The organism is Duganella sp. Root1480D1 (assembly GCF_001427305.1).
Taxonomy (GTDB): Bacteria; Pseudomonadota; Gammaproteobacteria; order Burkholderiales; family Burkholderiaceae_D; genus Rugamonas.
This window is the reverse complement of sequence record NZ_LMFZ01000023.1, coordinates 385,831-410,378: the sequence shown is the minus strand read 5'-3', so window position 1 is coordinate 410,378 and position 24,548 is coordinate 385,831. Positions and strand designations below refer to the sequence as shown.

Here is a 24,548-nt window from a genome sequence, read left to right as displayed (position 1 = left end):
GACAGTGGCTGTCATAATAACGCCTCCTCTGCGGGAATAGCTCAGTTGGTAGAGCGCAACCTTGCCAAGGTTGAGGTCGAGAGTTCGAGACTCTTTTCCCGCTCCAGAATTCTTGAAAGGACGCCAACGCGCGTCCTTTTTTTGTTGTTTCTGCCCCTCATCGCTCCCGGATGTCAAAAAAAGGCCGGTATACTGCCGAAACATTCCATACCAAAGGGAATGCCATTTAAAGCAGATTGGAGCGATCGATGAATTCCGTTCAACAAGAAGTTGACGAGCGTAGTAACCTCACAAACTCCAACAAGTTCGAGCTGCTGTTGTTCCGCCTGGGCGTCGATGGCACCAGCGGCAATTCCGAGCTATACGGCATCAACGTCTTCAAGATCCGCGAGATCGTCGCGATGCCGACCGTGACTGCAGTCGCGGGTTCGGAGCCGCACATGCTGGGCGTGGTCAACCTGCGCGGACAGATCATTCCTGTGATGGACCTGCCGGGCATCGTCGGCGTGAAGCCGAAGACTGGCCTGAACATCATGCTGGTGACTGAATTCGCGCGCACCACCCAGGCCTTTGCCGTTGAATCGGTGGACGAGATCGTGCGCCTGGACTGGAGCCAGGTTCTGAGCGCGGAAGGCAGTCATGGTGGCGGCATGGTCACCTCCATCGCGCGTGTCGATGGCGACGTGCAGAACACCCGCCTGGCACAGGTGCTGGACGTGGAAACCATCCTGCGCAACCTGACCCCGAGCGACGGCAAGGACATCGATGAAACCGCAGTGGGCCGCCTGCCGCTGAAGCCTGGCACCTTCATCCTGGCCGCCGACGATTCAGTCGTGGCCCGTAACCTGATCGAGCGCGGCCTGGAAGCCATGCATGCGCCGTTCGTGATGATGAAGACCGGTAAGGAAGCCTGGGATAAGCTGAATCACATCGCCGAAGGCTGCAAGGCCGAAGGCATCCCGGTGGAAGACCGCGTGGCCCTGGTGCTGACCGACCTGGAAATGCCGGAGATGGATGGCTTTACGCTGACCCGCCTTGTGAAGCAGGATGCACGCTTCTCCAGGATCCCGGTGGTGATCCACTCTTCGCTGTCGGGCAAGACCAACGAAGACCACGTGAAAGGCGTCGGCGCCGACGCTTACGTGGCCAAATTCGTGGCGGAAGAACTGGCGGAGACCATCCGCAAGGTGCTGACGAAGTAAATTCGCTTCAAAGCTCTTTCAACTGGCGGCTATGCATCTTCACATGGTCGCCAATGAAGCTCGAAATAAAGTAGTAGCCATGATCGTAGCCCGCATGCCGGCGCAGCTCCAAAGGTTGTCCGGCGGCGCGGCACGCATCCTCGAACACTCCCGGATATAACTGCTCCTCAAGGAACTTGTCGGCCAGGCCCTGGTCGATCAGGATGCCATGGGGGAAGGGCGCTTCGTCCTGCACGGCCATCAGCGCGCTGGCGTCGTGCTGCAGCCAGGTCTCCTTATCCGGTCCCAGGTAGCCGGCGAAAGCCTTCTGTCCCCATGGGCAGCGTACCGGTGCGGCAATCGGCGCGAAGGCCGAGACACTGCGGAACAGGTCCGGCCTGCGCAGGGCAAGCGTCAACGCACCATGCCCGCCCATCGAATGGCCGAAGATGCCGATGCGTTTTGCATCGACCGGCAATTCATCGATCACCAGTCGGCGCAGCTCGTGGATGTAGCTCTCCATGCAGTAATGCTGCGACCACGGCGCTTGCGTCGCATCGAGGTAAAAGCCTGCGCCCTCGCCGATGTCCCAGCTCGCCGTTTCGCCTTCAATGCCGGCGCCGCGCGGACTGGTGTCCGGCGCGATGAGGATCAGGCCTTCACGCGCAGCATGCTGCTGCGCGCCGGCCTTGATGGCAAAGGTCTCCTCGGTGCAGGTAAGCCCCGCGAGATAGAACAGCGCGGGCAATGGCCCTTGCGCTGCCTGCGGAGGAATGAAGATGGAGAAGCGCATTGGCAAGCCAATCGCTTCCGACTCATGGCGGTAGAAGCGCTGCACTCCACCATGGCAAACGTGTTCGCTGATCATGTCCATGCATGGCATTGTAACGGAGATAAGTGTGACGTGTTTTTCACAAATGCAATATAGTACGGCTCGGAGGTACGTTTATGACCGATTTGTTAGTCATCTCTGACGAACTCGCATGGCCTTGCGCCATGTTGCTTGCCTGGCTTGCTGGCGAGTTCGTTCATCGTTGGACCAATCTGCCGCGCATCAGTGTGTACGGCCTGGTGGGTTTCCTGCTTGCACAGGCCATGCCCGATCTTCTTGTGCCGGATGGCAGCAGCCAGGTAGCCCTGCTCGCCAATATCGCTTTCGGCCTTATCCTGTTTGAATTTGGTTACCGTATCAACCTGCGCTGGCTGCGCGTCAATCCCTGGATTGCCGTCAGTGGCCTTGCAGAATCCGCGCTTACATTCGGCGCAGTGTTCCTGATCGCTTACTGGCAAGGGATGCCGCCGTTGACGGCGCTGCTGCTTGCTTCCTTGGCGATGTCGAGTTCGCCGGCTGGCGTGCTGCGCGTGATTAATGAGGAGCGCAGCTCGGGCCAGGTGACTGAGCGCTTGCTGCACCTGGTGGCAATGAACTGTGTGCTGGCGCTGTTTGTGTTCAAGGTGGTGGTGGGCTTCTGGGTGTTCCAGACATCAGGCAGCCTGACGCAAGCTGTGTCGCGCAGCGTGATCGAGTTGCTTGCTTCGGCCGTGCTCGGCGCGGTGGCAGGCATGCTGGTGCCAGCGCTGTTGCGCAGCCTCGGTACGTTGGCGCGCGACGGTACCGTGGCCTTTGCCATGGTGGTCGTGCTGCTGGTGTCGATCACGCAGGCGGCCGACTTGTCGCCGGTGCTGGCGACGCTGACGTTCGGCCTGATGGCGCGCCATCGCCGCGTGACCTTCACGCGCACGCAGCGTAATTTCGGCGCGATCGGCGAACTGTTGACGGTGCTGCTGTTCGTGTTCGCAGTGTCCACGCTTGACTGGCAGCGCGTGGTGTTCGGCGCTTCGCTGGGGGCCTTGCTGTTGCTGGTGCGCTTTGCCACCAAGACCATTGCCGTTGCCTTGTTATCCCACGTGGCGGGCATTTCGTGGCGCAAGGGGGCGTTGATCGGGGTGGCATTGTCGCCGATGTCGGTGTTCGCCATCCTGCTGCTTGAACAGACGCGCTACATGGGCATTGTGCTGGTCGATGAGCTGGCCGCGCTGGCTGCCATGACGCTGTTCATGGAAGTGCTGGGGCCTGTCATCACGCAGCGCGCGCTGATCCGAGCGCGCGAAACGGCGAAAGAGGAGGGCTGATATGCCGTTGGAAGAATTCAAATCGTCGCAACCTTTGACGATGGGCGTCGAGCTCGAACTGCAGTTGGTCAGCCTGTCCGACTTCGACTTGACCGCATCGAGCCCGGACTTGCTGCACCTGCTGGAGCGCAAGCCGTTCCCCGGCCACGTAACGCCGGAGATCACCGAGAGCATGATCGAGATTAACAGCGACGTGCACACCAGGCACGGCGAGCTGCTGGCCCAGTTGCGCGAAACGCGTGATACGCTGGTGCGGGCGGCCGACACGCTGAACATCGGCATCTGCGGCGGCGGCACGCATCCGTTCCAGCGCTGGTCGGAGCGCAAGATCTTTTCCAAGCCGCGCTTCAAGGAAGTATCGGCACTGTATGGCTACCTGGCCAAGCAGTTCACCATTTTCGGCCAGCACGTGCACATCGGCTGCGCCAGCGGCGACGACGCGCTGTACCTGCTGCATTCCTTGAGCCGCTATGTGCCGCACTTCATCGCGCTGTCGGCATCGTCGCCCTATGTGCAAGGCAATGACACCTTGTTCAATTCGGCGCGCCTGAATAGCGTGTTCGCCTTTCCCATGAGCGGACGTGCGCCGTTCATCCTGAAGTGGGACGAGTTCGAACATAGCTTCTTCTCGAAGATGGAACACACGGGCGTGATCAAGTCGATGAAGGACTTTTACTGGGACATCCGCCCCAAGCCTGAATACGGCACCATCGAGCTGCGCGTCTGCGACACACCGTTGACGGTGGAGCGTGCAGCAGCCTTGGCCTGCTACCTGCAAGCCCTGTGCTCCTACCTGTTGGAACGCAAGGAGGCCCCGCCGGCGGAAGACGACTACCTGGTCTACAACTACAACCGCTTCCAGGCCTGCCGTTTCGGGCTGGATGGCACGGTCGTGCATCCCAAGACCTACGAAAGCCTGTCCCTGCGCGAAGACATCCTGACCACGTTGCGACGCATGGACTTGCACGCCGAAGCCCTCGGCGGCAGCGCCGCGCTGAACCACCTGATGCAGGTGACACATATGGGCAGCGATGCGCACTACCTGCGGGCGGAATTCGATTCCTCCGGCAGTGTGGAAGGTGTGGTGGACGCGGCGATCGCGAAATTCAGGGGGAATTGATGCGGGCTGCCATTTTTGCTGCCAGCCTGCTGGCGGCCTTGCTACCCGCTGCCGCCATGGCTTGTCAATGCAGCGACCCGGCGTTGGCGGAGGCGGTGGCTGGCTCGAAATACGTCTACATCGGGACGGTGATGAGCGGCCGCATGGTGAAAGGCGGGTCTTCGTACATCGAATCGGTTATTCAGGCCCATCGTATCGCCAAGGGCGAAATCCAGGCTGGCAACCGTACTGTGGCGACAGGCATAAACAGTTGCAGCACGCCGCTGGCGGTTGGACATACTTATATGGTGTTTGAGAGCGAAGGCGGTTATGTGAACGCGATGTGCACGGGTACAGCGATCATCCACCGTTCCAAGGAAGATGAATTCATGCGCAAGGTAAAAGATGTTTCGAACGAGCGCTAAGCTCCTGCTTGCCGCCGGCCTTTATTCGCTGGCCTGCCTGGCTCAATCGGCGCCGGTAGCGAATTATCCCGCCTTCCTGCTTGAGGCCAGGGCGATCCCGACGCAGTATTCGGAGGAGGCCGTCGATTTTGAGATCGTGGTGGAAACGGGTGCCGCAGGGGATCAGAAGACACTTCGCATGTCCGGGCAGGATGGAATGAAAATCCTGCTTTGGCCAGGGAACTATTATCGCGTCATGGAATATGGTGGCGATAGTGCCAGCCTGGAGTTCCTCTCTCCGCAGGAAGAGCAGGACCTGCTTATGAAGCAGTCGAAAAAGAAGCGCAAGCGCGCGGCGCGATGATTCCGAAATCGGGCATTTAAGGGCGCCTGTTCGGGGCATTGGCGACCGCCAGGTCCGCAGTATAATCAGGCACTTCCAGTTAATTCTAATAGCTCATGAGCGATAACAGTGTCCTGGGGATTTACACCTTCGAAGGGATTTTCGAAGGCAAGCCGGTGTATGAATACGCGCACCCGAAAGAGCATGCGCTGCACAAGTGCATGCTGTTCCTGTTGCAGGAGGGTGCCGAGGCTCTCTGGGATTCCGCGATTATCGAGGCCAGCAAGTTCGGGTTCGAGGAAGTGGCCATGGATGCTTTCAGCATCTTGCAAACTGAAATGCTGGAGCAGAAGCCTTTTATCGACCTGCATCCCCATATCGAAGAATCGCTGACACTGGGCAGCTCGCTGGTGTTCTACGAAAAACCTTGAAGCGTGGATGCCGTCGCTGATTTTGCGCGGCACGGGTTTGCGGTCATTCCGGGCGTCGCCGACGCCGGGCAGTGCGCCTGGTATGCCGCGCAAACCGGTGCCCACGGCTCGGCCGGCACGCGGACCTTGCTGTCGCAGTCCTGGTGTGCCGAGCTTGCGGATTCCCTCGTTTCTTCACCTGCGCTGCGGGCCCTGCTGCCGGCCGGCCATGTCGCCGTCCAATGCACCTTCTTTGAAAAGTCCGGCTCGGTGAATTGGCTGGTGCCGGTGCACCAGGACCTGAGTATCCCTGTGCACCAGCGCATCGAAAATCCTTCCCTGCGCGGCTGGTCGCGCAAGGAAGATGGCTGGCATGTGCAGCCACACCGGGATATGCTGGAGCAGTTGGTCGCGGTGCGGCTGCATCTCGATCCATGCGGCGCGGACGACGGGCCGGTGTATCTGGTGCCCGGATCGCACCTGCAGGGTGCCATTTCGCCGCGGGATGCAGTGGCGATGCGGCAGGGCGAGCAAGCCTGCCTCGTGCAGGCGGGCGACGTTCTGCTGATGCGTCCCCTGGTTTTGCATCGTTCCTCAAAAGCAACAGGCAACAGCCGTCGCCGGGTTTTGCACTTCCTCTTTGGTCCTGCTGGGCTACCACATGGATTAGAATGGCCAAAGCGGGGAGGGTGGCATTATGAAACTGATCATCACAATTCTTAGCCTGGCGATCAGCCAGGCCTCGCTGGCGGGGACAAACTCATTGCCGGCGGCTGACGAAGCTGCCGCATTCAAGGCAGCCGGGTTCAAACAACACGGAAAACAGTGGAAGTCCTGTAAGGATTCGGGCGCCAGCTACGTCCCAGGGGCCATTGAAAAAGTCCAGGACATGAACGGCGACGGGCTTCCTGAAGCCATCATCAGTGAGGGCGGAACGGGGTGCTATGGCGACACTGGCGTGGCTTACACCTTGGTCAGCAAACAGGCTGATGGCGGCTGGAAGGTGATCACGCACGGCATCGGCATCCTGACTGTATTGTCCAGCAAGGGCAAAGACGGCTGGCCCGACATCGAGATCGGCGGTCCCGGCTTCTGCTTCCCGATCGAGCGCTGGAATGGCAGCGCCTACAAGCAATACCAACTGCAATACGATGGGAAACCCTGCAAGCGCTGACACTTGAGTGCTTGCGGCAGATGCACGCTTATTAGAAGCGCGTTTCCCGGGCGGCGCGCAGGAAGCTGTCGAGGATGCCGGTGCAATCGAGCAGTTCCACGCCGCCGGCGCGGTGGAATTCCGGGTGCCATTGCAGTCCCATGACGAAGGGCGCCCGGGTGTAGCGGATCGCCTCGATCATATTGTCCGGATAGGACAGCGCTTCCACCTGCATATCCTTGCCGAGTGACTTCACCGCCTGGTGGTGGATGGAATTCACCAGCGCGCGCTGCGGCCCCCTCACCATTGTGGGCAGCGAGGAGCCGGGCGGGAAGGTGATCTCGTGGCGGTGCCGGTCGTAGTCGTTCGACACGTGGGCATGGGCGTCCGGCACATCGGTCTCGATATCCTGGTACAGGGTGCCGCCGAAGGCGACATTCAAGAGCTGGCAACCGCGGCAGATGCCCATCACCGGCTTGCCCGCTTCCACGAATTCATGCAGCAGTTCCAGCTCGTACATATCGCGCGCCCGGTCGCCGTTCCATTCAGGCTTGGTCGGCGTTTCGGCGTAGCTTTGGGGCGATACGTCGGCGCCGCCTTGCAGCACCAGGCCGTCCAGGTGCTTGGCATAGTCGCGCAGGCGGATATTGGAAGGATGCAGCAGGCCGGAAGTATTCACGGTCGGGATCATGAACACCAGCACATCGCGCGACATGACCCACTGCGCCACCGACTCTTCGAGGTACTGCAGGTTCTTGCTGCGCAACCCCGTGGCGCCGGGCTCGGGATGGTAGATGCGGGCTGAAACCCCAATGTGCAAAGGCCGCTGGATGATATGCCGCGTGGCCGCGGCAGCCCAGCGCTTGTAGCGGGCCACGATCACGCGCCCCCACAGCGTGAAGATGGTTTCGCCGGGATCGAGGTAGCGCGGCGCATCGCCGGCACGACGCCGCTGTCCGCGGTCGCCTTCGCGGCGGTCATGCTTGCGGGGATCGTGTTCGGTCATCCGTTGGCTGCCTCCTCAGCGCCAGTGTCGCACACGCGGCAATTCAAAGTCGCACTACTCGCTGGTCAGCAGTTCGAGGACTTCTTCTTCCGATACTTGCGGGAAGCTGCGGTAATGACGGCTGACGGACATGAAGTTCATCGGTGCAGCCAGGTAGACAATGCCATCGGCCAATGGAGCAATCACTTCCAGGGAATCGGGCGCGGCGACCGGGACGGCAGCAATCAACTGCCTGGGCTTGCGCGCGCGCGTGGAGCGCAAGGCAGCCGCCATGGTGGAGCCGGTGGCCAGGCCGTCATCGACGATTACCACAGTGCGGCCTTCGGGATTGGCCGGCGGCCGCCTGCTGCCGTAGGAAGCGCGGCGGCGCCGCATCAATTCGAGCTGTTCGTGAGTTTGCAGCTCGACCCATTCCATACTGGTGCGCGTGCGGTTGAAGTAGGGCGCCAGTTCTCGGTTGCCATGCTCGTCGACGGCGCCGACTGCCAGTTCGGGATCAATGGCGGAGGGGATTTTCCGTACCAGCACTACATCGAGCTCGCCATCGAGGCGGTCGGCAATGATGCGCCCCATCGGCACGGCGCCGCGTGGAATGGCCAGGATCAGGGGATGGCTGCCGCGCAGGTGCGCCAGCTTTTCGGCCAGCAGCTCGGCGGCTTGCTTGCGGTCCTGAAGGGGGAGTTCGAAGTCGTCCATGCTAGCCTCCGCCATGCTGCACATACGACAGCATAGCGCGGGAAGGCGTCGGCGTTAAGCCTTGATATCCAGCAGAGTGCCGATTCGCTCGTCCGCCGCCTTGATTACTTTGGCAGACAGGTCGAAATTGGCCTTGTAGACCAGGGAATTGGTGATGGAACTGGCCGGGTCGGTGCCCGACGGCGCTCCGCCCGCATTGGCGGCCGCCGACAGGTCGCGTGCGGCGGTGGAAATGGTGACGCTGGTCCCGCCCGGCGTTTCCTGGAACGTGGCTTGCTGCGGCTGGAAGTTCTGCGTCGCCATATTGGCAACGTTATGGCCTTCCACATCCAGTGCGCGCTGGTTTGCTTGAAGGCCGGACAGGCCGGCCTGGAGTGCGGAGATCGTCATGGCGCCAGTTTACATGATTCCACATGGGAATTATCGTTCTTGCCCAAAAAATGAGCAGTCGGTGCAACACGTGGTATGATGACGATCGCAATGATTGATGCGGGAGGCTGGCCATGAAGATCACCAAGGAAAAAGCAGCGGAAAACCGGCAGGTGCTGGTTGAGACGGCTGCGCGGCTGTTCCGGGGGAAGGGGATCGATGGGGTCGGCGTGGCGGAAATCAGCAAGGCCGCCGGCCTGACCCATGGTGCCCTGTACGCTCATTTCCCCTCGAAGGATGCGCTGGCGGCGGAAGCCATGAATTTCAGCACCCGTTCCGCCTATGGCAAGGTGACCGAGCATCCTGTCACGCTGCCGCAACTGGTCGATTACTACCTGGCGCCCGAGCAGCGCGACAACCTGGCGGAAGGCTGCCCTTTGGCAGCTGCCGCCAGCGAAGTGGCGCGCCAGGATGCTTCCGTGGGCGCCGGCTATACCGCCGGCTTCCGCCAGATGGTGGAGTACATCGGCAGCCAGTTGCCGGCCGGGGAAGGCCAGCGCAAACAGGCAATTGCCATCATGGCAGCGCTGGTGGGCGGCATCTCAGTGTCGCGAAATGTCTACAAAACAGACCCCAAACTAGCCGATGAAGTGCTGGAATCCGTGCGTTCCATGCTCTTGAAGCTGAGTTAATTGCTACGTTTAACGTTTTGGGATTGCTTTCCTGAACCGTGCGCATAAGAATCTGGGTTATTGCCCAAACGCACTGTTCTGGAGAGCATCATAAATTCCCTGTTTGCACGTGTCGCCGCCATCCTGCTGGCCTGTGCAAGCCTGCCACTCGCGCAGGCGGGGGAAGCTGCGCTCGACGTGCGCCTGAATGAGCAAATCATCATGGTACCGGCGGGCCGCGCCCAGAGCGTGCAGTTGGAGACCACTGTTTTCCGTCCTCCCGGCCCGGGACCGTTCCCGCTGCTGATCGTCAACCATGGCAAGGCGCCGGGCAATCCCAAGCTGCAGGCCCGCGACCGTTTCATTTACCTGGCAACGGCTTTCGTGCGGCGCGGCTATGCGGTGATGGTGCCGATGCGCACCGGCTTTGCCAATTCGACCGGCAAATTTGTCGAATATGGCTGCAATATGACGGCCAATGGCTATGAGCAGGCGGGCGATATCGCCGACGTGGTGCGTTTCGCCCGCACCCAGCCATGGGTCGACAATGAGCATATCGTGCTGGCCGGCCAGTCCTTTGGCGGTTTGGCGAGCATGGCCGCGGCCACCCAGGATTTGCCGGGTGTGCGCGGCATCATGAATTTTGCGGGCGGCCTGAAGGTGCACGGCGACTTATGCAACTGGCAGGGCGCCCTGGTGAAGGCGTTTGGCGAGTATGGCCGTCGCAACAAGCTGCCAAGCATGTGGTTGTACGGCGCAAATGACAGTTACTTCGGCCCGGAGCTGGTGGCGCGCATGCATGGCGCCTTCATTGCGGCCGGCGGCAAGGCCGACCTGGTGGCGTATGGCGCGTTCAAGAAAGACGCGCATGGCTTGCTGGGTAACCGTGACGGCGCTGCGATCTGGCTGCCGGAGGTCGAGCGTTTCCTGGCCGGCGTCGGCATGCCGACCCGCGAAGTGTATGCGGTGGCGGAGCCGCCGGTGCAAAAGGCCACCCACTATGCGGCGCTGGATGACGTGAATGCCGTGCCGTTCCTGCCGCAACGCGGGCGCGAACAGTATCGCGCATTCCTGACGAAGGCCACGCCGCGCGCCTTTGCGATTTCGGCTACCGGTTCCTGGGGCTGGGCGGAAGAGGGTGAGAACACCAACGAGAAGGCGCTGGCGGCGTGCCAGGCGGCGAGCAAGGAACCATGCCGCTTGTACTCGGTCGATAACGATATCGTCTGGTCTGAACACGGTACTGCCGGCCGTAACTGATTACGCCAGCGTACATCCGGCGACGACGGTCAGCGCGGCACTCAGGTAACCGAGCGGGCGCTGGGCCCAGACCATGCGGTGGGCCATCATGGCACTGGCGCGGTGCAGGCGAACGAAGGCGTAGCTGGCCAGCAGGTTTTGCAGCGCAACCCAGGCATGCATCATGATCGCGGCGCCCAGCAGGGCGATGCCGCCTCCACGCACGATCGCGCTATATTCCACGGCAGCGGCGATCACCGCGCCCTGCGCAATCCCCAACATCATTCCAAGCATGGCCACCCGCATCAGGCGCGGGTGGAAATATTGGCGCTGCCATTGCGGTACCAGGCTGAGCGCATGCAGTACGAGGATGATCGTCAGGCTCAGCTGATACAGGTCCAACATGGACGCCAGCGACTGAAAATTTTCCACGGTTGACCTCCCGTGCTGTGGCATCCTTATACTGACAATAACATGATCCGCCGCAGGGCTACGCATGATACCCTGAGGTAAGCAACGCCATTTTGCGAGGTGAATCAGGGCATGATTCCTATTGCAGTGCAGGGTGCCAGCCGGGAGAGGAAACGCCAGCGGCCGAAAGGCCGGCAAGTCGACGCTGCTGCGCTGCAGCAGGTGCAGGCTTTGCTGGGCGGCCTGCCGCGCAGGCGGGATTTGCTGATTGAATTCCTTCATTTGATTCAGGATGCGCATGGCTGCCTGTCGGCTGCGCATCTGGCGGCGTTGGCTTCCGAACTGCGGCTGGCGCAGGTTGAGGTCTTTGAAGTCGCATCTTTCTACCACCACTTCGATATTGTCCGCGAGGGCGAGCAGGTGCCACCCGCGCTGACGGTGCGCGTGTGCGATGGCCTGTCGTGTGAGCTGGCAGGTGCTGGCGAACTGCTGGCGCGCTTGCCGGCGTTGCTGGGGCGGGAGGTGCGGGTTGTGCCGGCACCTTGCATCGGGCGCTGCGATCAAGCACCGGTGGCGCTGATAGGCCAGCGGGCGTTGGCGCCGGCCAGTTGCGCGGGCGTGTCGGCGGCAATTGCCGATGACGCCTGTGCTGGCAACGCGGCCAAGGCTGCGCTGGCCGAGGATGCGGTGGACGCAGGCGTCGCGAGCCGGGGGAACATGGCGGGCTCCGGCGTTGACGGTGGCGCGTTCGCGGTCCTGGGCGAATGCCTGTCCGGCGCGCGTTCCGTGGAGGCCGTGATTGGAGCGCTGGAGGATTCGGGCCTGCGCGGGCTCGGTGGGGCCGGCTTCCCGGCGGGGCGCAAATGGCGCATTGTGCGCAACGAGCCGGGCCCGCGCCTGATGGCAGTCAATATCGACGAAGGCGAACCGGGCACCTTTAAAGACCGCTTCTACCTCGAACGCAATCCGCGGCAATTCATCGAAGGCATGCTGATCGCGGCCTGGGCTGTGGGCATCGACGAAATCTACATCTACCTGCGCGACGAATACCACGATTGCCGCAAGCTGCTGCAGCAAGAGCTGGCGCGCCTCGACGCGGGAATGCCGCGCATCCACCTGCGGCGCGGCGCCGGCGCCTACATCTGCGGCGAAGAATCGGCCATGATCGAATCGATCGAGGGCAAGCGCGGCATGCCAAGACTGCGGCCGCCATACGTAGCCCAGGCAGGCCTGTTCGGCCGTCCGACGCTGGAACATAACTTCGAAACCTTGTACTGGGTGCCGGAGATCCTGGCAAAAGGCGCAGCATGGTTCGCCAGCCATGGCCGCAACGGCCGCAAGGGCTTGCGCTCGTTCTCGGTATCAGGACGCGTGAAGCAGCCAGGCGTCAAGCTGGCGCCCGCCGGCATCACGGTGCACGAACTGATCGACGAATACTGCGGCGGCATGCAGGAGGGCCACCAGCTCTACGCCTATCTGCCGGGCGGCGCTTCGGGCGGCATCCTCCCCGCCAGCATGGGCAATATCCCGCTCGACTTCGACACGCTGCAGCCCTATGGATGCTTCATCGGCTCCGCCGCCATCATCGTGCTCTCGCAGCACGACAGTGCGCGCGCCGCGGCCGGCAACATGATGCGCTTCTTCCGCCACGAATCCTGCGGCCAATGCACGCCTTGCCGCGTCGGCACCGCCAAGGCGGCTGAATTGATCGAGGCGCCGGTGTGGGATGCAAGCCTGCTCGGCGAACTGTCGCAGGTGATGCGGGACGCGTCGATCTGCGGCCTTGGCCAGGCTGCGCCCAATCCGGTCGACTGCGTACTGAAATACTTCCCGCAGGAGGTCACGCGATGATCGCGTTCGAGCTCAATGGCCGCACAGTGCAGGCGGCGGAAGGTGAGACCCTGCTGCAGGCGGCCCGCCGCCAAGGCATCGAGATCCCGCACCTGTGTTACAAGGACGGCATGGCGCCCGCCGGCAATTGCCGCGCGTGCATGGTGGAGATCGATGGCGAGCGCGTACTTGCGCCATCGTGCTGCCGCCACCCCGCGCCGGGCATGAAAGTCAGCACCGACAGTCCGCGCGCGCTGGCAGCGCAAAAGATGGTGCTGGAACTCCTGCTGGCAGACATGCCCGGGCAAGCGCATACGCGCCATAACGAAGTCGAACAATGGGCCGCCAGGCTTGCGGTTGGCAAGCCGCGCTTCGCTGCGCGCAGGCAGCCAATTCGCGACCTGACGCACGCCGCCATTGCGGTCAACCTCGACGCCTGCATCCAATGCACGCGCTGCCTGCGTGCCTGCCGAGACGAGCAAATGAACGACGTGATTGGCCTGGCCTGGCGCGGCGACCACGAGAAAATCGTCTTCGACATGGATGACCCGATGGGCGCATCCACTTGCGTCGCCTGCGGCGAATGCGTGCAAGCCTGTCCGACCGGTGCGCTGATGCCGGCGCGCGACGCTGCGCTGGCCGCGCCGGACAAGCGCGTCGACTCCGTATGCCCCTATTGCGGCGTAGGCTGCCAGCTCACTTACAACGTCAAGGACAACAGGATACTCTACGTAGAAGGGCGCAACGGACCGGCCAACCAGGGCAGGCTGTGTGTGAAAGGCCGTTATGGCTTCGACTACGCGCACCACCCGCACCGGCTGACCAGGCCCCTGGTGCGCCGCGCTGATGCGCCAGCGAAGTCGGGCGACTTCACCATGGACCCAGAACGTTTGTACGACGTCTTCCGCGAAGCGAGCTGGGAGGAAGCGCTGGCGCTGGCCGGCGGCAAGCTGGCCGCTATCCGCGATACCCACGGCCCGCGTGCGCTGGCCGGCTTCGGCTCCGCCAAGGGCAGCAATGAAGAGGCTTACCTGTTCCAGAAGCTGGTGCGCACCGGTTTTGGCAGCAATAACGTCGATCATTGCACGCGCCTGTGCCACGCCTCCTCGGTTGCTGCGCTGCTGGAAGGGATAGGCTCGGGCGCTGTGTCCAATCCGGTCAAGGACGTAATAAAGGCCGAAGTGGTCATCCTGATCGGCGCCAATCCGGCAGTTAACCACCCGGTGGCAGCGACCTGGATCAAGAATGCCGTGCGGCAGGGCACAAAGCTCGTGGTGTGCGACCCGCGCCGTTCCGACCTGTCGCGCATCGCCCACCGCTTCCTGCAATTCAAACCGGATACCGACGTCGCGCTGCTGAATGCAATGATGAACGTGATCGTGACGGAGGGGTTGGTGGACCAGGATTTCATCGCCAGCCGCACCATCGGCTACGAGGAACTGGCGGCTAACGTGGCCGATTACAGTCCGGAAGCCATGGCGCCGATCTGTGGCGTCGAGGCAAGTACCATCCGCGAGGTGGCGCGTTTATACGCCACGTCGCGCGCTTCAATGATCCTGTGGGGAATGGGAATCTCGCAGCACGTGCACGGCACCGACAATGCACGCTGCCTGATCGCGCTGTCGCTGATGACGGGGCAGATCGGCCGGCCGGGCACCGGGCTGCATCCGCTGCGCGGGCAGAATAATGTGCAAGGCGCGTCCGATGCCGGCCTGATTCCGATGATGTATCCGGACTACCAGCGCGTGACCGAGCCGGTGGCCAAAGCCCGCTTCGAAAATGCCTGGGGGCTGGCGCCCGGCACGCTGGACGACAAGCCCGGCCTGACGGTGGTGGAAGTGATGGATGCCGCCGAAGCCGGGCAGGTCAAAGGCATGTACATCATGGGCGAGAACCCTGCCATGTCCGATCCCGATGCCAATCACGCGCGGGCCGCGCTGGCGTCGCTGGGGCACCTGGTGGTGCAGGACATTTTTCTCACCGAAACCGCCTACCTGGCAGACGTGATCCTGCCTGCCAGCGCCTTCCCCGAAAAGACCGGCAGCTTCACCAATACTGACCGGCTGGTACAGATCGGACGGCAGGCGCTGGAACCGCCCGGTGAGGCGCGGCAGGATTTGTGGATCATCCAGCAGCTTGCCCAAAGGCTTGGACTGGACTGGCAATATGGCAGTGCGGCCGACGTGTTTGCAGAGATGCGGCAAGTCATGCCAAGCATTGCCGGCATTACCTGGCAACGGCTGGAGCGCGAGCATGCGGTGACCTATCCATGCCATGAAGAGGGCGATCCGGGCACGCCTGTGGTGTTTACCGAAGACTTCCCGCGCGAGTCCGGCCGGGCGCGTTTTGTACCGGCCGACATCATCCCGGCCGACGAACGTCCCGACGCGGCATATCCGATGGTCCTGATCACCGGCCGCCAGCTCGAACATTGGCACACAGGCAGCATGACGCGCCGCACGGCGGTGCTGGATGCGATCGAACCGGATCCGGTAGCGCTGGTGCATCCGCTGGACCTGGCGGCACTCGGCGGCAAGCCTGGCGATGTGGTGTCCATTGCTTCGCGAAGGGGGCAGGTTGCGCTGTACGCGCGGGCCGACGACAGCTCGCCGCGCGGGGCGGTGTTCGTACCGTTCTGCTATTACGAAGCGGCGATCAACAAGCTGACCAACCCCGCGCTCGACCCGTTTGGCAAGATCCCCGAATTCAAGTACTGTGCAATCAAAGTCACGCTGGGCGGCGAAGTCGCGCCCCAGTCCAGTTTTGGAGGTGGCAGAGCGATGGAGGCGGCAGGCGCATGAGACTACCGGAGATGACACAGGCCAGCGTGCCGCTGACGCAGGAAGTGGAAGCGATCGACGAGAAGGGACGCCGCTCCGTGATCCATATTCCCGCCGAACGCCCGCTGACCGTGTACGTGGACAAGCGCGAGCTGGTCACCCTGATGACGCTGGGCGGCGCGCCGGAAGCCCTGGTGCTTGGCTACCTGCGCAACCAGCGGCTGGTGCGCTCGGTGGAAGAGGTGGAGTCGGTCCAGGTCGACTGGTCGGTCGGCGCCGCGGCAGTCAGGACGCGCGGCGGCGTGGCCGATATCGAGCAGCGCACCGCACGCAAAGTGGTAACCACCGGTTGCGGCCAGGGTTCCGTGTTCGGCGATCTGATGGACGAAGTGGACGACATCGTGCTGCCGCCCGACGCGCGGCTGAAGCAGTCGGGCGTGTACCGGATCGTTGAAACCATCCGCACGCTGCAGTCGATTTACAAGCAGGCCGGTTCGGTGCACGGCTGCGCCCTGTTCACGCAAGACGGAGAGTTATTGTATTTTGTCGAAGACGTGGGACGTCACAATGCAGTGGACTCGATTGCCGGCAAAATGTGGCTGGACGGCGTGGAAGGCGGCGATAAAGTGTTCTACACCACCGGCCGCCTGACATCGGAAATGGTGATCAAAGGCGCGCAAATGTCGATCCCCTTCCTGTTGTCGCGCTCCGGCACCACGCAAATGGGCCACAGTGTCGCCAGCCGGCTAGGCATGACGCTGCTGGCCCGCTGCACCGGCCGCCACTTCCTGCTGCTGGCATCACCGCAACGCCTGGTCGCCGAACCGGAGCTGGCAGAGCTACCGTCGAGGCCGTGTCCCGCCGTGGGGTCTGACCCCAAGGTGGGACACGAGCTCGGCCGGGAGCCGTGATGGGGCTGATGGATGCGGTGCGCGGGGCGTTTGAACTGCTGTTCAATGGCGATCCGGCTCTTTGGCGGATTGTGTGGGTGTCGGTCAGCACCAGCGTGCTTGGTTTGCTGGTTGCGACGCCGTTTGCGATTGCCGGCGGCTATGCAATTGCGATGGCGCAGTTCCGTGGCCGCCGCGTCGTGATATGGCTGGTGCAGGCGGCATTGTCCCTGCCGACTGTGCTGATTGGACTGTTGCTGTACATGATGCTGTCGCGTCACGGGCCTTTGGGCGGCCTGCAGTGGCTGTTTTCGCAACCGGGCATCGTGGCGGGGCAGGTGGTGATTGCGTTGCCGGTGCTGCTGGCCTTTACGCTGGCGGCCGTGCAGGCGGCCGATCCGCGCTTTGCGGAAACCGCCATCGCGCATGGCGCTTCGCCTTGGCGGGTGATGTCGACCCTCCTTTATGAAGTGCGCTTTGGCGTGATGGCGGCAATTATCAGCGGCTTTGGGCGGGTGATCTCGGAAGTCGGCTGTGCCATGATGGTTGGCGGGAATATCGCGGGGGAGACGCGTACCATCACTACTGCCATCGCGCTCGAAACCAGCAAGGGAGAATTCGCGCAGGGCATCGCGTTGGGCGTGGTACTGGTCACCATCGCACTGGCCATGAATGGCGCCATGATGGTGCTGCAGGGCGACGCCCATGCCGCCAGGGGCCGGGGATGACGCCGATGCTTTCCATCGCCCGGCTGACCAAACGTTATGGGGGAAACCTGCTGTTCGACCTGCAGGATTTCAAGCTTGATGCTGCCCGCGCCTATGTGCTGACCGGGATGAACGGCGCCGGTAAAAGTACCTTGCTGCGCGTGCTGGCAGGCCTGGCGCCGGCAGACGCGGAGGGCATGCACTTCGCGGGCGAAGCGGTGACTCTGGCGCCTTATCCCGCTGAGCTGCGGCGCGAGATCGTTTATGTGCACCAGCATCCGGTAATGTTCTCGACCAGCGTGGCTGGAAATATCGGCTATGGCCTGAAAGCGCGCGGCATGGCGCGTGCTGATGCGGCGCAACTGGTCGAGGAAGCCATGCATTGGGCCGGCGTGCAGCATTTGCGCGCCAGCCAGCCGGCTACCCTGTCCGGGGGCGAGAAGCAGCGCGTTGCGCTGGCCCGCGCCAAGGTGCTGCATCCGCGCCTGCTGCTGCTTGACGAGCCGACTGCCAGCCTGGATGGCGAGGCGCGCGAACAAGTGCTGGCATTGATTCCATCGCTGACCCAATCGGGCAGCACGGTAGTCATGGCGTGCCACGACCGTGACTTGATTAACCTGCCGCACGTGCGGCGCCTGAAGCTGCGCGACGGCCAACTTGAGGAGAAGTGAATGAAGCGCAGGCTCCTGCTTACCTTTGCCGCTGCGTTTGCACTGTCCGGCAGTGCTTATGCCCAGCAGATCATCCGGCTGTCGACCACGACCAGCACGGAAAATTCCGGCTTGCTGGCCTACCTGCTGCCGGCCTTCGAGGCCAGGACCAACAGCAAGGTGCATGTGATCTCGGTCGGTACCGGCAAGGCGCTCGAGCTGTCGAAAAATGGCGACGTCGACGTGACCCTGGTGCATGCGCGTGCGGCGGAAGATAAATTCATGGCCGAAGGCTGGGGTGTCGATCGCCGGGATGTAATGTACAACGACTTTATCGTGGTCGGCCCATCCAGCGATCCGTCCGGCATCAAGGGCGGCAAGGATGTCCTGGCTGCATTCCGCAAGCTGGCTGGCGGCCCGGCGAAGTTCATTTCACGCGGTGACAATTCCGGCACCGACATCATGGAAAAGGCCTATTGGAAGCAGGTGGGCATGCAGCCCGCCGGTGCGCAGTACGTTTCGGCGGGCCTGGGAATGGGCGAAGTGCTGAATATGGCAGCCGAGATGGGAGGCTATACCCTGACCGACCGCGCGACTTACGGCGTGTACCAGGCCAAGACCGGACTGGCGTTGATGGTAGAGGGCGATCAGCGCATGTTCAACCCATACGGCATTATCGCCACCAATCCTGCCAGGCATCCGGGCGTGAACTACAAGGGCGCGCGCCAGTTGATCGATTGGATCACGTCGCCGGAAGGACAGGCGAGGATTGCGCAGTTCCGGCCCGGCGGCCAACAGCTATTCTTCCCAAGCGCCAAGCCCGACTAAGCGCGCTGCAGCCATGCGAGCAGGGCGTCGGCCACGGCGCCCGGGTTCTCGCGCTGCGGGAAGTGGCCGACGCCGGCCAGCAGTGCGCGGTGATATGGGCCGCTGAACAGGTGTTCCTTGTGCTCCGACGTTTGCGGGCTGTTGGCGCCGTCCTCCGTGCCATGCAGAGTCAGCGTCGGCACGCTGATCATCGATTCATGCCGCAGCCGTCCTTCCTGCAGGGCGTAATGTGGATCGGGCAGGGCCAGACCCCAGCGGTGGCGGTATGAATGCAGCGTTACGTCCACCCAGTCCGGATTGTCCCAGGCATGCATGGTGTCGTGGAAAACGCCTTCGCCGAAATGCCATGAAGGCGACCAGGTGCGCCATAGCAGGAGCGCGAATTCGCGACGCTCCTTGCGTAGCGCTTCGGCGCCGCGCTCGGTCGCCATATACCAGTGATACCAGTAGTTGCGCGCCTGGTGCAGGCTCAGGACCTGGTTCGGGTCATTGGTGCCCCAGCCCACCGACAAGGCCATGCAGCGCATCACGCGTTCTGGCGCCAGCAGGGCGGCGTTGTAGGCTGCGCGTGCTCCCCAGTCATGGCCGACCACGTTGAAACGCTCGATGCCCAGCGCGCTGGCGAAGTCCAGCAAGTCTTGTGCAAGCGCGCTAAGCTGGCCGCTGCGCGGTGTGGATGGGGCGAGGAAGCGGGTGTCGCCAAAACCGCGCAGGCTGGGCACGATCAAGCGGTAGCCGCAGCCTGCCAGGTAGGGCAGGACGCCATCCCAGGTATGCATATCATCCGGCCAGCCGTGCAGCAGGAAGATCGGCTCTCCCTGCATGTCGCCATGCTGGCGGAAGGCAATGCGCAAGCGGTCGGTGTTCACGTATTCCATGTTGCCTCCTGGCTGGCGAAGCGTGCCCTCGGGATTATAAGCCTGCGCTATACTTGAACCTATGGAAAACTTGCATATCGTCTGCCCCCACTGCGACGCGGTCAACCGTGTGCCTTCGGTGCGCCTGGAAGAAGAGGCTACCTGCGGCAAATGCCTGCGTCCCCTGTTCACCGGCCACCCGGTGGACTTGGCGACAGAGCGCTTCCTCAAGCATGTTGAGCGCAACGATATTCCGGTGCTGGTGGATTTCTGGGCGCCGTGGTGCGGGCCTTGCCGCACGATGGCGCCGTTCTACGAGCAGGCCACCCAGCACCTGGAACCGTATTTCCGTGTGGTGAAGGTTAATACCGAGGCGGAACAGCAACTGGCGGCGCGCTATGCCATCCGCAGCATCCCGACGCTGGCAGTCTTCAAAGGCGGCCGCGAACTGGCGCGCCAGGCCGGTGCAATGGATAGCAAGAGCATCATCGCCTGGGTGCAGCAGCACTTGCGTTAAGCCCGCGCCAGCCAGGTTCGGATTCCATCCATTGAGCGGAAATCCGCTACCGAACGGCATTCGATGCCGGGGTGGCGGGCCGACAACATCTTCGACAAAGCACTGCCGGGGCCCAGTTCCAGTGCGGCCGTAATGCCTTGCTCAACGCAGGCGTCCATGCATTCGGACCAGACGATTGTTTCTGCCAGCTGGCGTGAGAGATGGCGGATAGCGGCGTCCTTTTCTCGTATGGGCGTGGCATCTATTCCGCCCAGGACAGGTGCGCGTGGCGTTCCAAATTCTTCCTGTGCGAGGAGATTCGCGAATGGCTCAACGGCGCCTTGCAGGTAGGGCGTGTGCGAGGCAACAACAACTGGCAGCGGGGCGATACGCGCGCCAGGGAGCGAAATGTCGGCGGCATGCGAGGCGGGGCCGCCGGCGATGCAGCTATCCTCGCCTGTTTCTATTGCGATGTAGAAGCCGTGGGATGCCAACTGGGGACGCAAGGGGGCTAAGCGGCGGCCACTGATCGCGAGCATGGCCTGCGGCTTGTCTGGGGAGACGCAAGCGTCCATCAGCGCGGCGCGTTGTGCTGCAAGGGCGACGGTGCGCTCGGGCGTGAATGCGCCAGCCACGCCGTAGGCCGTCAGCTCGCCGACGCTGTAGCCGGCCACCAGGGCAGGTTGCGGGCAGTCGCGGCGCAATGCTTCCCACATGGCGAGGCTGCTGGCGGCGATGGCCGGTTGGGCGCTGCGGTTGCTGAACATCGTACCTGGCTGGGACAGGTCGGGCAGCCATGGCGCCAATTGTGCCAGCAGGGAGGCGGCGTGCGGGTCGCTGCGCGCCAGGTCGTACATGGCTGCATGCTGGCCGCCTTGGCCGGGACACAGGATCAGCAGGCGGCTTTTCATGGCGGTGGCATGGCGGTGAGGCTATGCACCAGGCAGGTGGCGGCCAGCAGGTCGGCAGCGCCGCCAGGCGACAGTCGTTGGGCGACGAAGCGCCGGTGGCAGTCCAGGGCATGCTCTTTCCATTGCGGATTTGCGGTGCCGCCTTGCTGCTGGAAGTGTCGGGCGGAGTGCCGCACCGTGTCGGCTCCCTTGGCTCCGCCGCGGTGGTAGATATTGGTGTCGCTGATGTGAGCCATCAAGGCAAAGATGGCGTCGATACGGGCGTGCAGCATGGGGGCGCCACGTGATAGCGTGGCTTGCAGGGCCGGCAGGCCGACGTCGAATACCGATGGCAGGCCGAGCGCACCTTCTTCACGGGCGCCGCTGGCGGCATGCCGTGCGGCTGCCTGCAGGCCATGCGATTTACCGCTGGCCTGCGTGTGGGCGGCCAGCTCTTCGCCCCAGTGCAGCAGGAGTGCGGTGCGCAGGGCGGCCGGCGTCAACGTCATGTGCAGGGACCGGACGCGGCCCATCGCGGCGCACAGCAGGCCGAGGGCGAAGATGGCGCCGCGGTGGGTGTTGATGCCTTGTGTGGCGGCCATCATGCGCCGCTCGGCGGCGATGCCGAGTTTTTTCAATTCCGCGAAAGGGGCGCCATCGTAGCCTGCCCGGCAGATGCGGGCGTAATAGTGGCGCAGCGAAAACAGGCTGCGCATGAAGGTGGCGGCGTTCATGTCGGCATGGCTGCCGTTGTCGACAAAGGAGACCAGGCCCGGCTTGGGGTAAAGTGCCAGCTCGTGGTACAGGCTGCGTACTGCGCGCAGGGCGACCTCGCGGGAAAGCGCATATGCGGCGTGGCGGCGCGGCTTTGGATTGGCAGTGAGGCGGGCGGCTGCCGCCAGTGCGCGTGCTTGCGGTGCCGGGTGGAGGGCGGATGCGCTCATGCGGGCTCCAGTTCTGCGCGCAGTTCGGCGCGCTTGCCGAGTTTTACACTGGCTTGCGACTTGACGAGAACGCGATCCGTGTGGGTCTGCACGGCGAACCATTCTTTCCACGCCACGGCCTGGCCGCTGGGGAAAATGATTTCTCCGTCCAGTGGCAGTTGGTCCAGGAAGCTGGCGAGCAGCAGGGTGCCTTGATCCAGTTCGGCGCTGTCGCGCGGGCGGAACAGCAAGTCGATGTCGGAGGTGTCGCGCAGGTAGGCCTGGCCGGTCAGTGCTTGCAGTGCCAGTGAGCCGAAAACGCGGAGCTCATGCCCTGTGCTGGCCCTGGCCAGGCGGCCAAACTGCACTTGCCAGCGCGCGGGGAGGGCATGGATTACAGCGCCCAGCGCCAGCGGCGCGCTATGGCGGGCGATGTGCCGCGCCGGGACGCGCAATGGCAGGCGCAGTTTCGCGCCGCTGGCTGCATCGGGGGGCGCGGCCAGGCCGAGGCAGACATCGCCGGCGTGCGCGCTGTCGTCTCGGCGGCGGACGACCAGCGGCCAGTCGGCTTCGGCCCAGCGGGCGATTGCCGCATGGGCGGGGTTGCCATGCACGGCGGTGGCCAGCACGTCACGCCAGCCATCTCGCGTCAGCCACGCCAGGTCATGCCGCGTGTACATTGCTGCCGCCAATGATGGCTTCAATGACCGGCTGCGCTACCTTACGGCCGCCGCGCAACAGGCCGAGGGCGCTGCGCTGGTCGTCGCGTGGCGCGTTGGCGATGGCGTGCGCAAGATGCCCAGCCAGGTCGCCTTCCCAGATCGCCTGCAAGCCGCCCATGCGCAAATAGTTTTCGGGCCCCGGGGCGAACACGGGATTGCTGCGCGCCAGTTCCACCAGCTTTTCCTCGGGCACTTTGGTGATGCGCGCCATTGCGGGCAAACCCATGACGCGGATCGTGGCGTCGGGAAGGGCGTAGCAGGCATCTGCCAGCAAGCCGCTGGTAATGAAGCCGCCGGACAATGCCTGGTCGTAAACCAGCCCGATGATGCTGTGGCCCAGGTGACGGGCCAGGTCGATGCATTTTCCCAGGTGAGCCATATAGCTGTTGATGCCCAACATTTCGTCGCGATGTCGCAAGCGTTGTCCTTGCGTGTCGACCAGCAGCACGATCGGGCGGCCTGGATGGTTGCGCACTGTCGCCAGCACGGCCTTGGCCTGCGCCAGGGCGATTTCCACACCGATTGGCGCATGGCCTGTGGTGCCGATCACGCTGACGGTCTCGCCGTCCACCCGCGCGGTGCCATTCAGGAATTGCTCTCGTTCGACGATGTCATGCCCGCCCGGGAACAGGGAATCGGCCAGTACTTTCCAGTCCATTGTCATGCTCCCAATCGGTAAGGCGCTACGGCGGCGGTGAAGGAATCGATGTCGAGCATCGGGATGTCCTGCGGTGCGGCAATGCCCAGGGCAGCCCAGATGTCAGCCGGGTCGCGCAGCTCGCCAAAACGTTCGATGCGCTGCTCCAACATGGCCTGCTCCGCTTCCAGCGCTGCCAAAGTCAATTCGACGGTGCCGTTGCGGGCCTCCTCGATGGCATCCAGTGCGGCCTGGCGGAAGGCGGGAATGCTGTCCTCCACGATGCGCTGCACATCGCCAAGCAGGTAGCGGTGTTTGCCGCCGGTGGTGCGCCATACCAGGGCGCGGTCGCGCGAATCGAATTCTTCGACGCCATTTGCGGTTTCGATCACCTCCGGGCCCGACATGGCCAAGCGGCCTTCCTCGGAAATCACCAGCGAATTCGCGCAGCGCGCCACGATGCCCATGCCGCCAAAGGCGCCGTTGGAGCCGCCGATCAGCGCCACCACCGGGATGCCGGCGGCACGCACGTCCAGCACGGCGCGCATGACTTCCGATACCGCGATCAGGCCCGCATTCGCTTCATGCAGGCGCACGCCGCCGGTTTCCAGCAGCAGCAGCACGGCGGCGGGACGCTCAAGCAGGGCGCGCCGCAGCAGGCCAACCAGCTTCGCGCCATGCACTTCTCCGACGGCGCCACCCATGAAGCCGCCTTCCTGCGCTGCGGCAAATATGGTCAATCCGCCCAGCGCGGCGCGGCCAACGACCACGCCGTCGTCGAACGACACCGGCGCATTGAGTTGCGCCAGGTGCGGGCTGACGACGCGCTGCGCCGGGCCGATGAATTCCTCAAAGCTGTCGAACAGCGCCAGGCGCTCGCGCGCATTGGCTTCCAGGTAGCTGCTCATTTGCCTTCTCCCAGCATGGATTCCACCGCCTGGTCGAGCCGCAAGCTGACCACGGCGGGCGTGGCGCCCATATCGTTGATGGCGATGCGCGTGTCTGCCAGTTGCCAGCGCTGGTGGAAATCGGTGATGACGGCTTGCCAGATCGGGCCGAAGCCGACTGCGGCGGTCTGGATGCCTACTTCGCAGGCGCCGCCCAGCGGCAAGCTTTCGATCAGCACTTCCAGGTTGCCCGAACTGACTACGCCGACGATGCGCGGTTCGGCCGACAGCGCGCGGCGGCCTTGTTCGAATCGGTAATTGAGTGTTTCCATCTTG

29 protein-coding genes and 1 tRNA gene are annotated in these 24,548 nt (G+C 63.2%); 18 read left to right on the top strand and 12 right to left on the bottom strand.

Features of this window, described 5'->3' with window-relative positions; all coding sequences use genetic code 11:
- Positions 1–30: 30 nt before the first annotated feature.
- Positions 31–106 (top strand) — tRNA-Gly (locus ASD58_RS19970).
- A gap of 142 nt (positions 107–248) precedes the next feature.
- Positions 249–1,202, top strand: a complete 954-nt coding sequence (locus tag ASD58_RS19965) for a chemotaxis protein (protein WP_057262953.1) — start codon at positions 249–251, stop codon at positions 1,200–1,202.
- 7 nt (positions 1,203–1,209) lie between these two features.
- Here ASD58_RS19965 and fghA read toward each other — a convergent pair whose 3' ends face one another.
- Positions 1,210–2,055 carry an S-formylglutathione hydrolase gene (gene fghA / locus ASD58_RS19960; RefSeq protein WP_057262952.1) on the bottom strand — a complete coding sequence of 282 codons (846 nt, stop codon included), beginning with the start codon at positions 2,053–2,055 and terminating at the stop codon, positions 1,210–1,212.
- A 74-nt stretch (positions 2,056–2,129) separates the two neighbouring features.
- On the opposite strand from fghA, the gene ASD58_RS19955 reads away from it, so the two are divergent.
- The 7 genes from ASD58_RS19955 (at position 2,130) to ASD58_RS19925 (ending at position 6,744) form a co-directional block, all read left to right on the top strand.
- Complete coding sequence (locus ASD58_RS19955; protein ID WP_057262951.1) at positions 2,130–3,314, top strand: cation:proton antiporter; 1,185 nt, start codon at positions 2,130–2,132, stop codon at positions 3,312–3,314.
- Between the two features lies 1 nt (position 3,315).
- The gene (locus ASD58_RS19950) at positions 3,316–4,434 is read left to right on the top strand and encodes a YbdK family carboxylate-amine ligase (protein ID WP_057262950.1); all 1,119 of its coding nucleotides are present in this window, start codon (positions 3,316–3,318) and stop codon (positions 4,432–4,434) included.
- Positions 4,434–4,838 carry a hypothetical protein gene (locus ASD58_RS19945; RefSeq protein ID WP_057262949.1) on the top strand — a complete coding sequence of 135 codons (405 nt, stop codon included), beginning with the start codon at positions 4,434–4,436 and terminating at the stop codon, positions 4,836–4,838. The genes ASD58_RS19950 and ASD58_RS19945 overlap by 1 nt, the downstream gene beginning before the upstream one ends.
- A complete protein-coding gene (locus tag ASD58_RS19940) occupies positions 4,819–5,181 on the top strand; it encodes a hypothetical protein (protein WP_057262948.1) in 363 nt (120 codons plus the stop codon). Before ASD58_RS19945 ends, ASD58_RS19940 begins: the two co-directional genes overlap by 20 nt.
- Before the next feature lie 95 nt (positions 5,182–5,276).
- Complete coding sequence (locus ASD58_RS19935) at positions 5,277–5,591, top strand: hypothetical protein (RefSeq protein WP_057262947.1); 315 nt, start codon at positions 5,277–5,279, stop codon at positions 5,589–5,591.
- Between the two features lie 3 nt (positions 5,592–5,594).
- Entirely contained in the window at positions 5,595–6,293 is a 699-nt protein-coding gene (locus ASD58_RS30655) for a phytanoyl-CoA dioxygenase family protein (protein WP_082565543.1), read from the top strand.
- Positions 6,268–6,744 (top strand): hypothetical protein, encoded by a 477-nt coding sequence (locus ASD58_RS19925; protein WP_057262945.1) that lies wholly within the window; start codon positions 6,268–6,270, stop codon positions 6,742–6,744. Before ASD58_RS30655 ends, ASD58_RS19925 begins: the two co-directional genes overlap by 26 nt.
- A 31-nt stretch (positions 6,745–6,775) precedes the next feature.
- Here the strand turns inward: ASD58_RS19925 and ASD58_RS19920 are convergent, their stop codons facing one another.
- The 3 genes from ASD58_RS19920 to ASD58_RS19910 are packed head-to-tail and all read right to left on the bottom strand — an operon-like array spanning position 6,776 to position 8,815.
- Positions 6,776–7,729, bottom strand: a complete 954-nt coding sequence (locus tag ASD58_RS19920; RefSeq protein ID WP_057262944.1) for a gamma-glutamyl-gamma-aminobutyrate hydrolase family protein — start codon at positions 7,727–7,729, stop codon at positions 6,776–6,778.
- 54 nt (positions 7,730–7,783) lie between these two features.
- The gene (locus ASD58_RS19915) at positions 7,784–8,425 is read right to left on the bottom strand and encodes a phosphoribosyltransferase (RefSeq protein WP_057262943.1); all 642 of its coding nucleotides are present in this window, start codon (positions 8,423–8,425) and stop codon (positions 7,784–7,786) included.
- Positions 8,426–8,479: 54 nt separating this feature from the next.
- Positions 8,480–8,815 (bottom strand): flagellar basal body protein, encoded by a 336-nt coding sequence (locus ASD58_RS19910; RefSeq protein ID WP_057262942.1) that lies wholly within the window; start codon positions 8,813–8,815, stop codon positions 8,480–8,482.
- Positions 8,816–8,928: 113 nt separating this feature from the next.
- Here ASD58_RS19910 and ASD58_RS19905 point away from each other — a divergent pair, with 113 nt between their 5' ends.
- Complete coding sequence (locus tag ASD58_RS19905) at positions 8,929–9,486, top strand: TetR/AcrR family transcriptional regulator (RefSeq protein WP_057262941.1); 558 nt, start codon at positions 8,929–8,931, stop codon at positions 9,484–9,486.
- Positions 9,487–9,687: 201 nt separating this feature from the next.
- Positions 9,688–10,725 carry a CocE/NonD family hydrolase gene (locus ASD58_RS19900; RefSeq protein ID WP_156401392.1) on the top strand — a complete coding sequence of 346 codons (1,038 nt, stop codon included), beginning with the start codon at positions 9,688–9,690 and terminating at the stop codon, positions 10,723–10,725.
- Here the strand turns inward: ASD58_RS19900 and ASD58_RS19895 are convergent, their stop codons facing one another.
- Complete coding sequence (locus tag ASD58_RS19895; RefSeq protein WP_156401379.1) at positions 10,726–11,136, bottom strand: hypothetical protein; 411 nt, start codon at positions 11,134–11,136, stop codon at positions 10,726–10,728.
- Positions 11,137–11,235: 99 nt separating this feature from the next.
- Between ASD58_RS19895 and ASD58_RS19890 the strand changes: the two genes are divergently transcribed.
- From ASD58_RS19890 to ASD58_RS19865, 6 genes are read left to right on the top strand one after another with little or no spacing between them, the layout of a single operon-like run.
- A complete protein-coding gene (locus tag ASD58_RS19890; RefSeq protein ID WP_057262939.1) occupies positions 11,236–12,966 on the top strand; it encodes an NADH-ubiquinone oxidoreductase-F iron-sulfur binding region domain-containing protein in 1,731 nt (576 codons plus the stop codon).
- On the top strand, positions 12,963–15,746 hold the full coding sequence (gene fdhF / locus ASD58_RS19885) for a formate dehydrogenase subunit alpha (RefSeq protein ID WP_057262938.1): 2,784 nt from the start codon (positions 12,963–12,965) through the stop codon (positions 15,744–15,746). Before ASD58_RS19890 ends, fdhF begins: the two co-directional genes overlap by 4 nt.
- Positions 15,743–16,636, top strand: coding sequence for a formate dehydrogenase accessory sulfurtransferase FdhD (locus tag ASD58_RS19880; protein ID WP_057262937.1), 894 nt, complete (start codon positions 15,743–15,745; stop codon positions 16,634–16,636). Before fdhF ends, ASD58_RS19880 begins: the two co-directional genes overlap by 4 nt.
- Positions 16,636–17,343, top strand: coding sequence for an ABC transporter permease (locus tag ASD58_RS19875; RefSeq protein ID WP_057262936.1), 708 nt, complete (start codon positions 16,636–16,638; stop codon positions 17,341–17,343). The genes ASD58_RS19880 and ASD58_RS19875 overlap by 1 nt, the downstream gene beginning before the upstream one ends.
- Complete coding sequence (locus tag ASD58_RS19870; RefSeq protein ID WP_057262935.1) at positions 17,340–17,993, top strand: energy-coupling factor ABC transporter ATP-binding protein; 654 nt, start codon at positions 17,340–17,342, stop codon at positions 17,991–17,993. Before ASD58_RS19875 ends, ASD58_RS19870 begins: the two co-directional genes overlap by 4 nt.
- On the top strand, positions 17,994–18,800 hold the full coding sequence (locus tag ASD58_RS19865; RefSeq protein ID WP_057262934.1) for a substrate-binding domain-containing protein: 807 nt from the start codon (positions 17,994–17,996) through the stop codon (positions 18,798–18,800).
- Here ASD58_RS19865 and ASD58_RS19860 read toward each other — a convergent pair.
- A complete protein-coding gene (locus ASD58_RS19860) occupies positions 18,797–19,678 on the bottom strand; it encodes an alpha/beta fold hydrolase (RefSeq protein ID WP_057262933.1) in 882 nt (293 codons plus the stop codon). The genes ASD58_RS19865 and ASD58_RS19860 overlap by 4 nt on opposite strands.
- 61 nt (positions 19,679–19,739) lie before the next feature.
- Here ASD58_RS19860 and trxC point away from each other — a divergent pair, with 61 nt between their 5' ends.
- A complete protein-coding gene (trxC, locus tag ASD58_RS19855; RefSeq protein WP_057262932.1) occupies positions 19,740–20,174 on the top strand; it encodes a thioredoxin TrxC in 435 nt (144 codons plus the stop codon).
- Here the strand turns inward: trxC and ASD58_RS19850 are convergent.
- From ASD58_RS19850 to mdcC, 6 genes are read right to left on the bottom strand one after another with little or no spacing between them, the layout of a single operon-like run.
- The gene (locus tag ASD58_RS19850; RefSeq protein ID WP_057262931.1) at positions 20,171–21,064 is read right to left on the bottom strand and encodes an acyltransferase domain-containing protein; all 894 of its coding nucleotides are present in this window, start codon (positions 21,062–21,064) and stop codon (positions 20,171–20,173) included. The two genes, trxC and ASD58_RS19850, sit on opposite strands and share 4 nt — an antisense overlap.
- Positions 21,061–21,987, bottom strand: coding sequence for a triphosphoribosyl-dephospho-CoA synthase MdcB (gene mdcB / locus ASD58_RS19845; protein ID WP_082565542.1), 927 nt, complete (start codon positions 21,985–21,987; stop codon positions 21,061–21,063). Before mdcB ends, ASD58_RS19850 begins: the two co-directional genes overlap by 4 nt.
- Entirely contained in the window at positions 21,984–22,646 is a 663-nt protein-coding gene (gene mdcG, locus ASD58_RS19840; RefSeq protein WP_082565541.1) for a malonate decarboxylase holo-[acyl-carrier-protein] synthase, read from the bottom strand. Before mdcG ends, mdcB begins: the two co-directional genes overlap by 4 nt.
- On the bottom strand, positions 22,630–23,346 hold the full coding sequence (locus ASD58_RS19835) for a biotin-independent malonate decarboxylase subunit gamma (RefSeq protein ID WP_057262930.1): 717 nt from the start codon (positions 23,344–23,346) through the stop codon (positions 22,630–22,632). The genes mdcG and ASD58_RS19835 overlap by 17 nt, the downstream gene beginning before the upstream one ends.
- A gap of 2 nt (positions 23,347–23,348) precedes the next feature.
- Positions 23,349–24,233 (bottom strand): biotin-independent malonate decarboxylase subunit beta, encoded by an 885-nt coding sequence (locus tag ASD58_RS19830; protein WP_057262929.1) that lies wholly within the window; start codon positions 24,231–24,233, stop codon positions 23,349–23,351.
- A complete protein-coding gene (mdcC, locus tag ASD58_RS19825; RefSeq protein ID WP_057262928.1) occupies positions 24,230–24,544 on the bottom strand; it encodes a malonate decarboxylase acyl carrier protein in 315 nt (104 codons plus the stop codon). The genes ASD58_RS19830 and mdcC overlap by 4 nt, the downstream gene beginning before the upstream one ends.
- Positions 24,545–24,548: the final 4 nt, after the last annotated feature.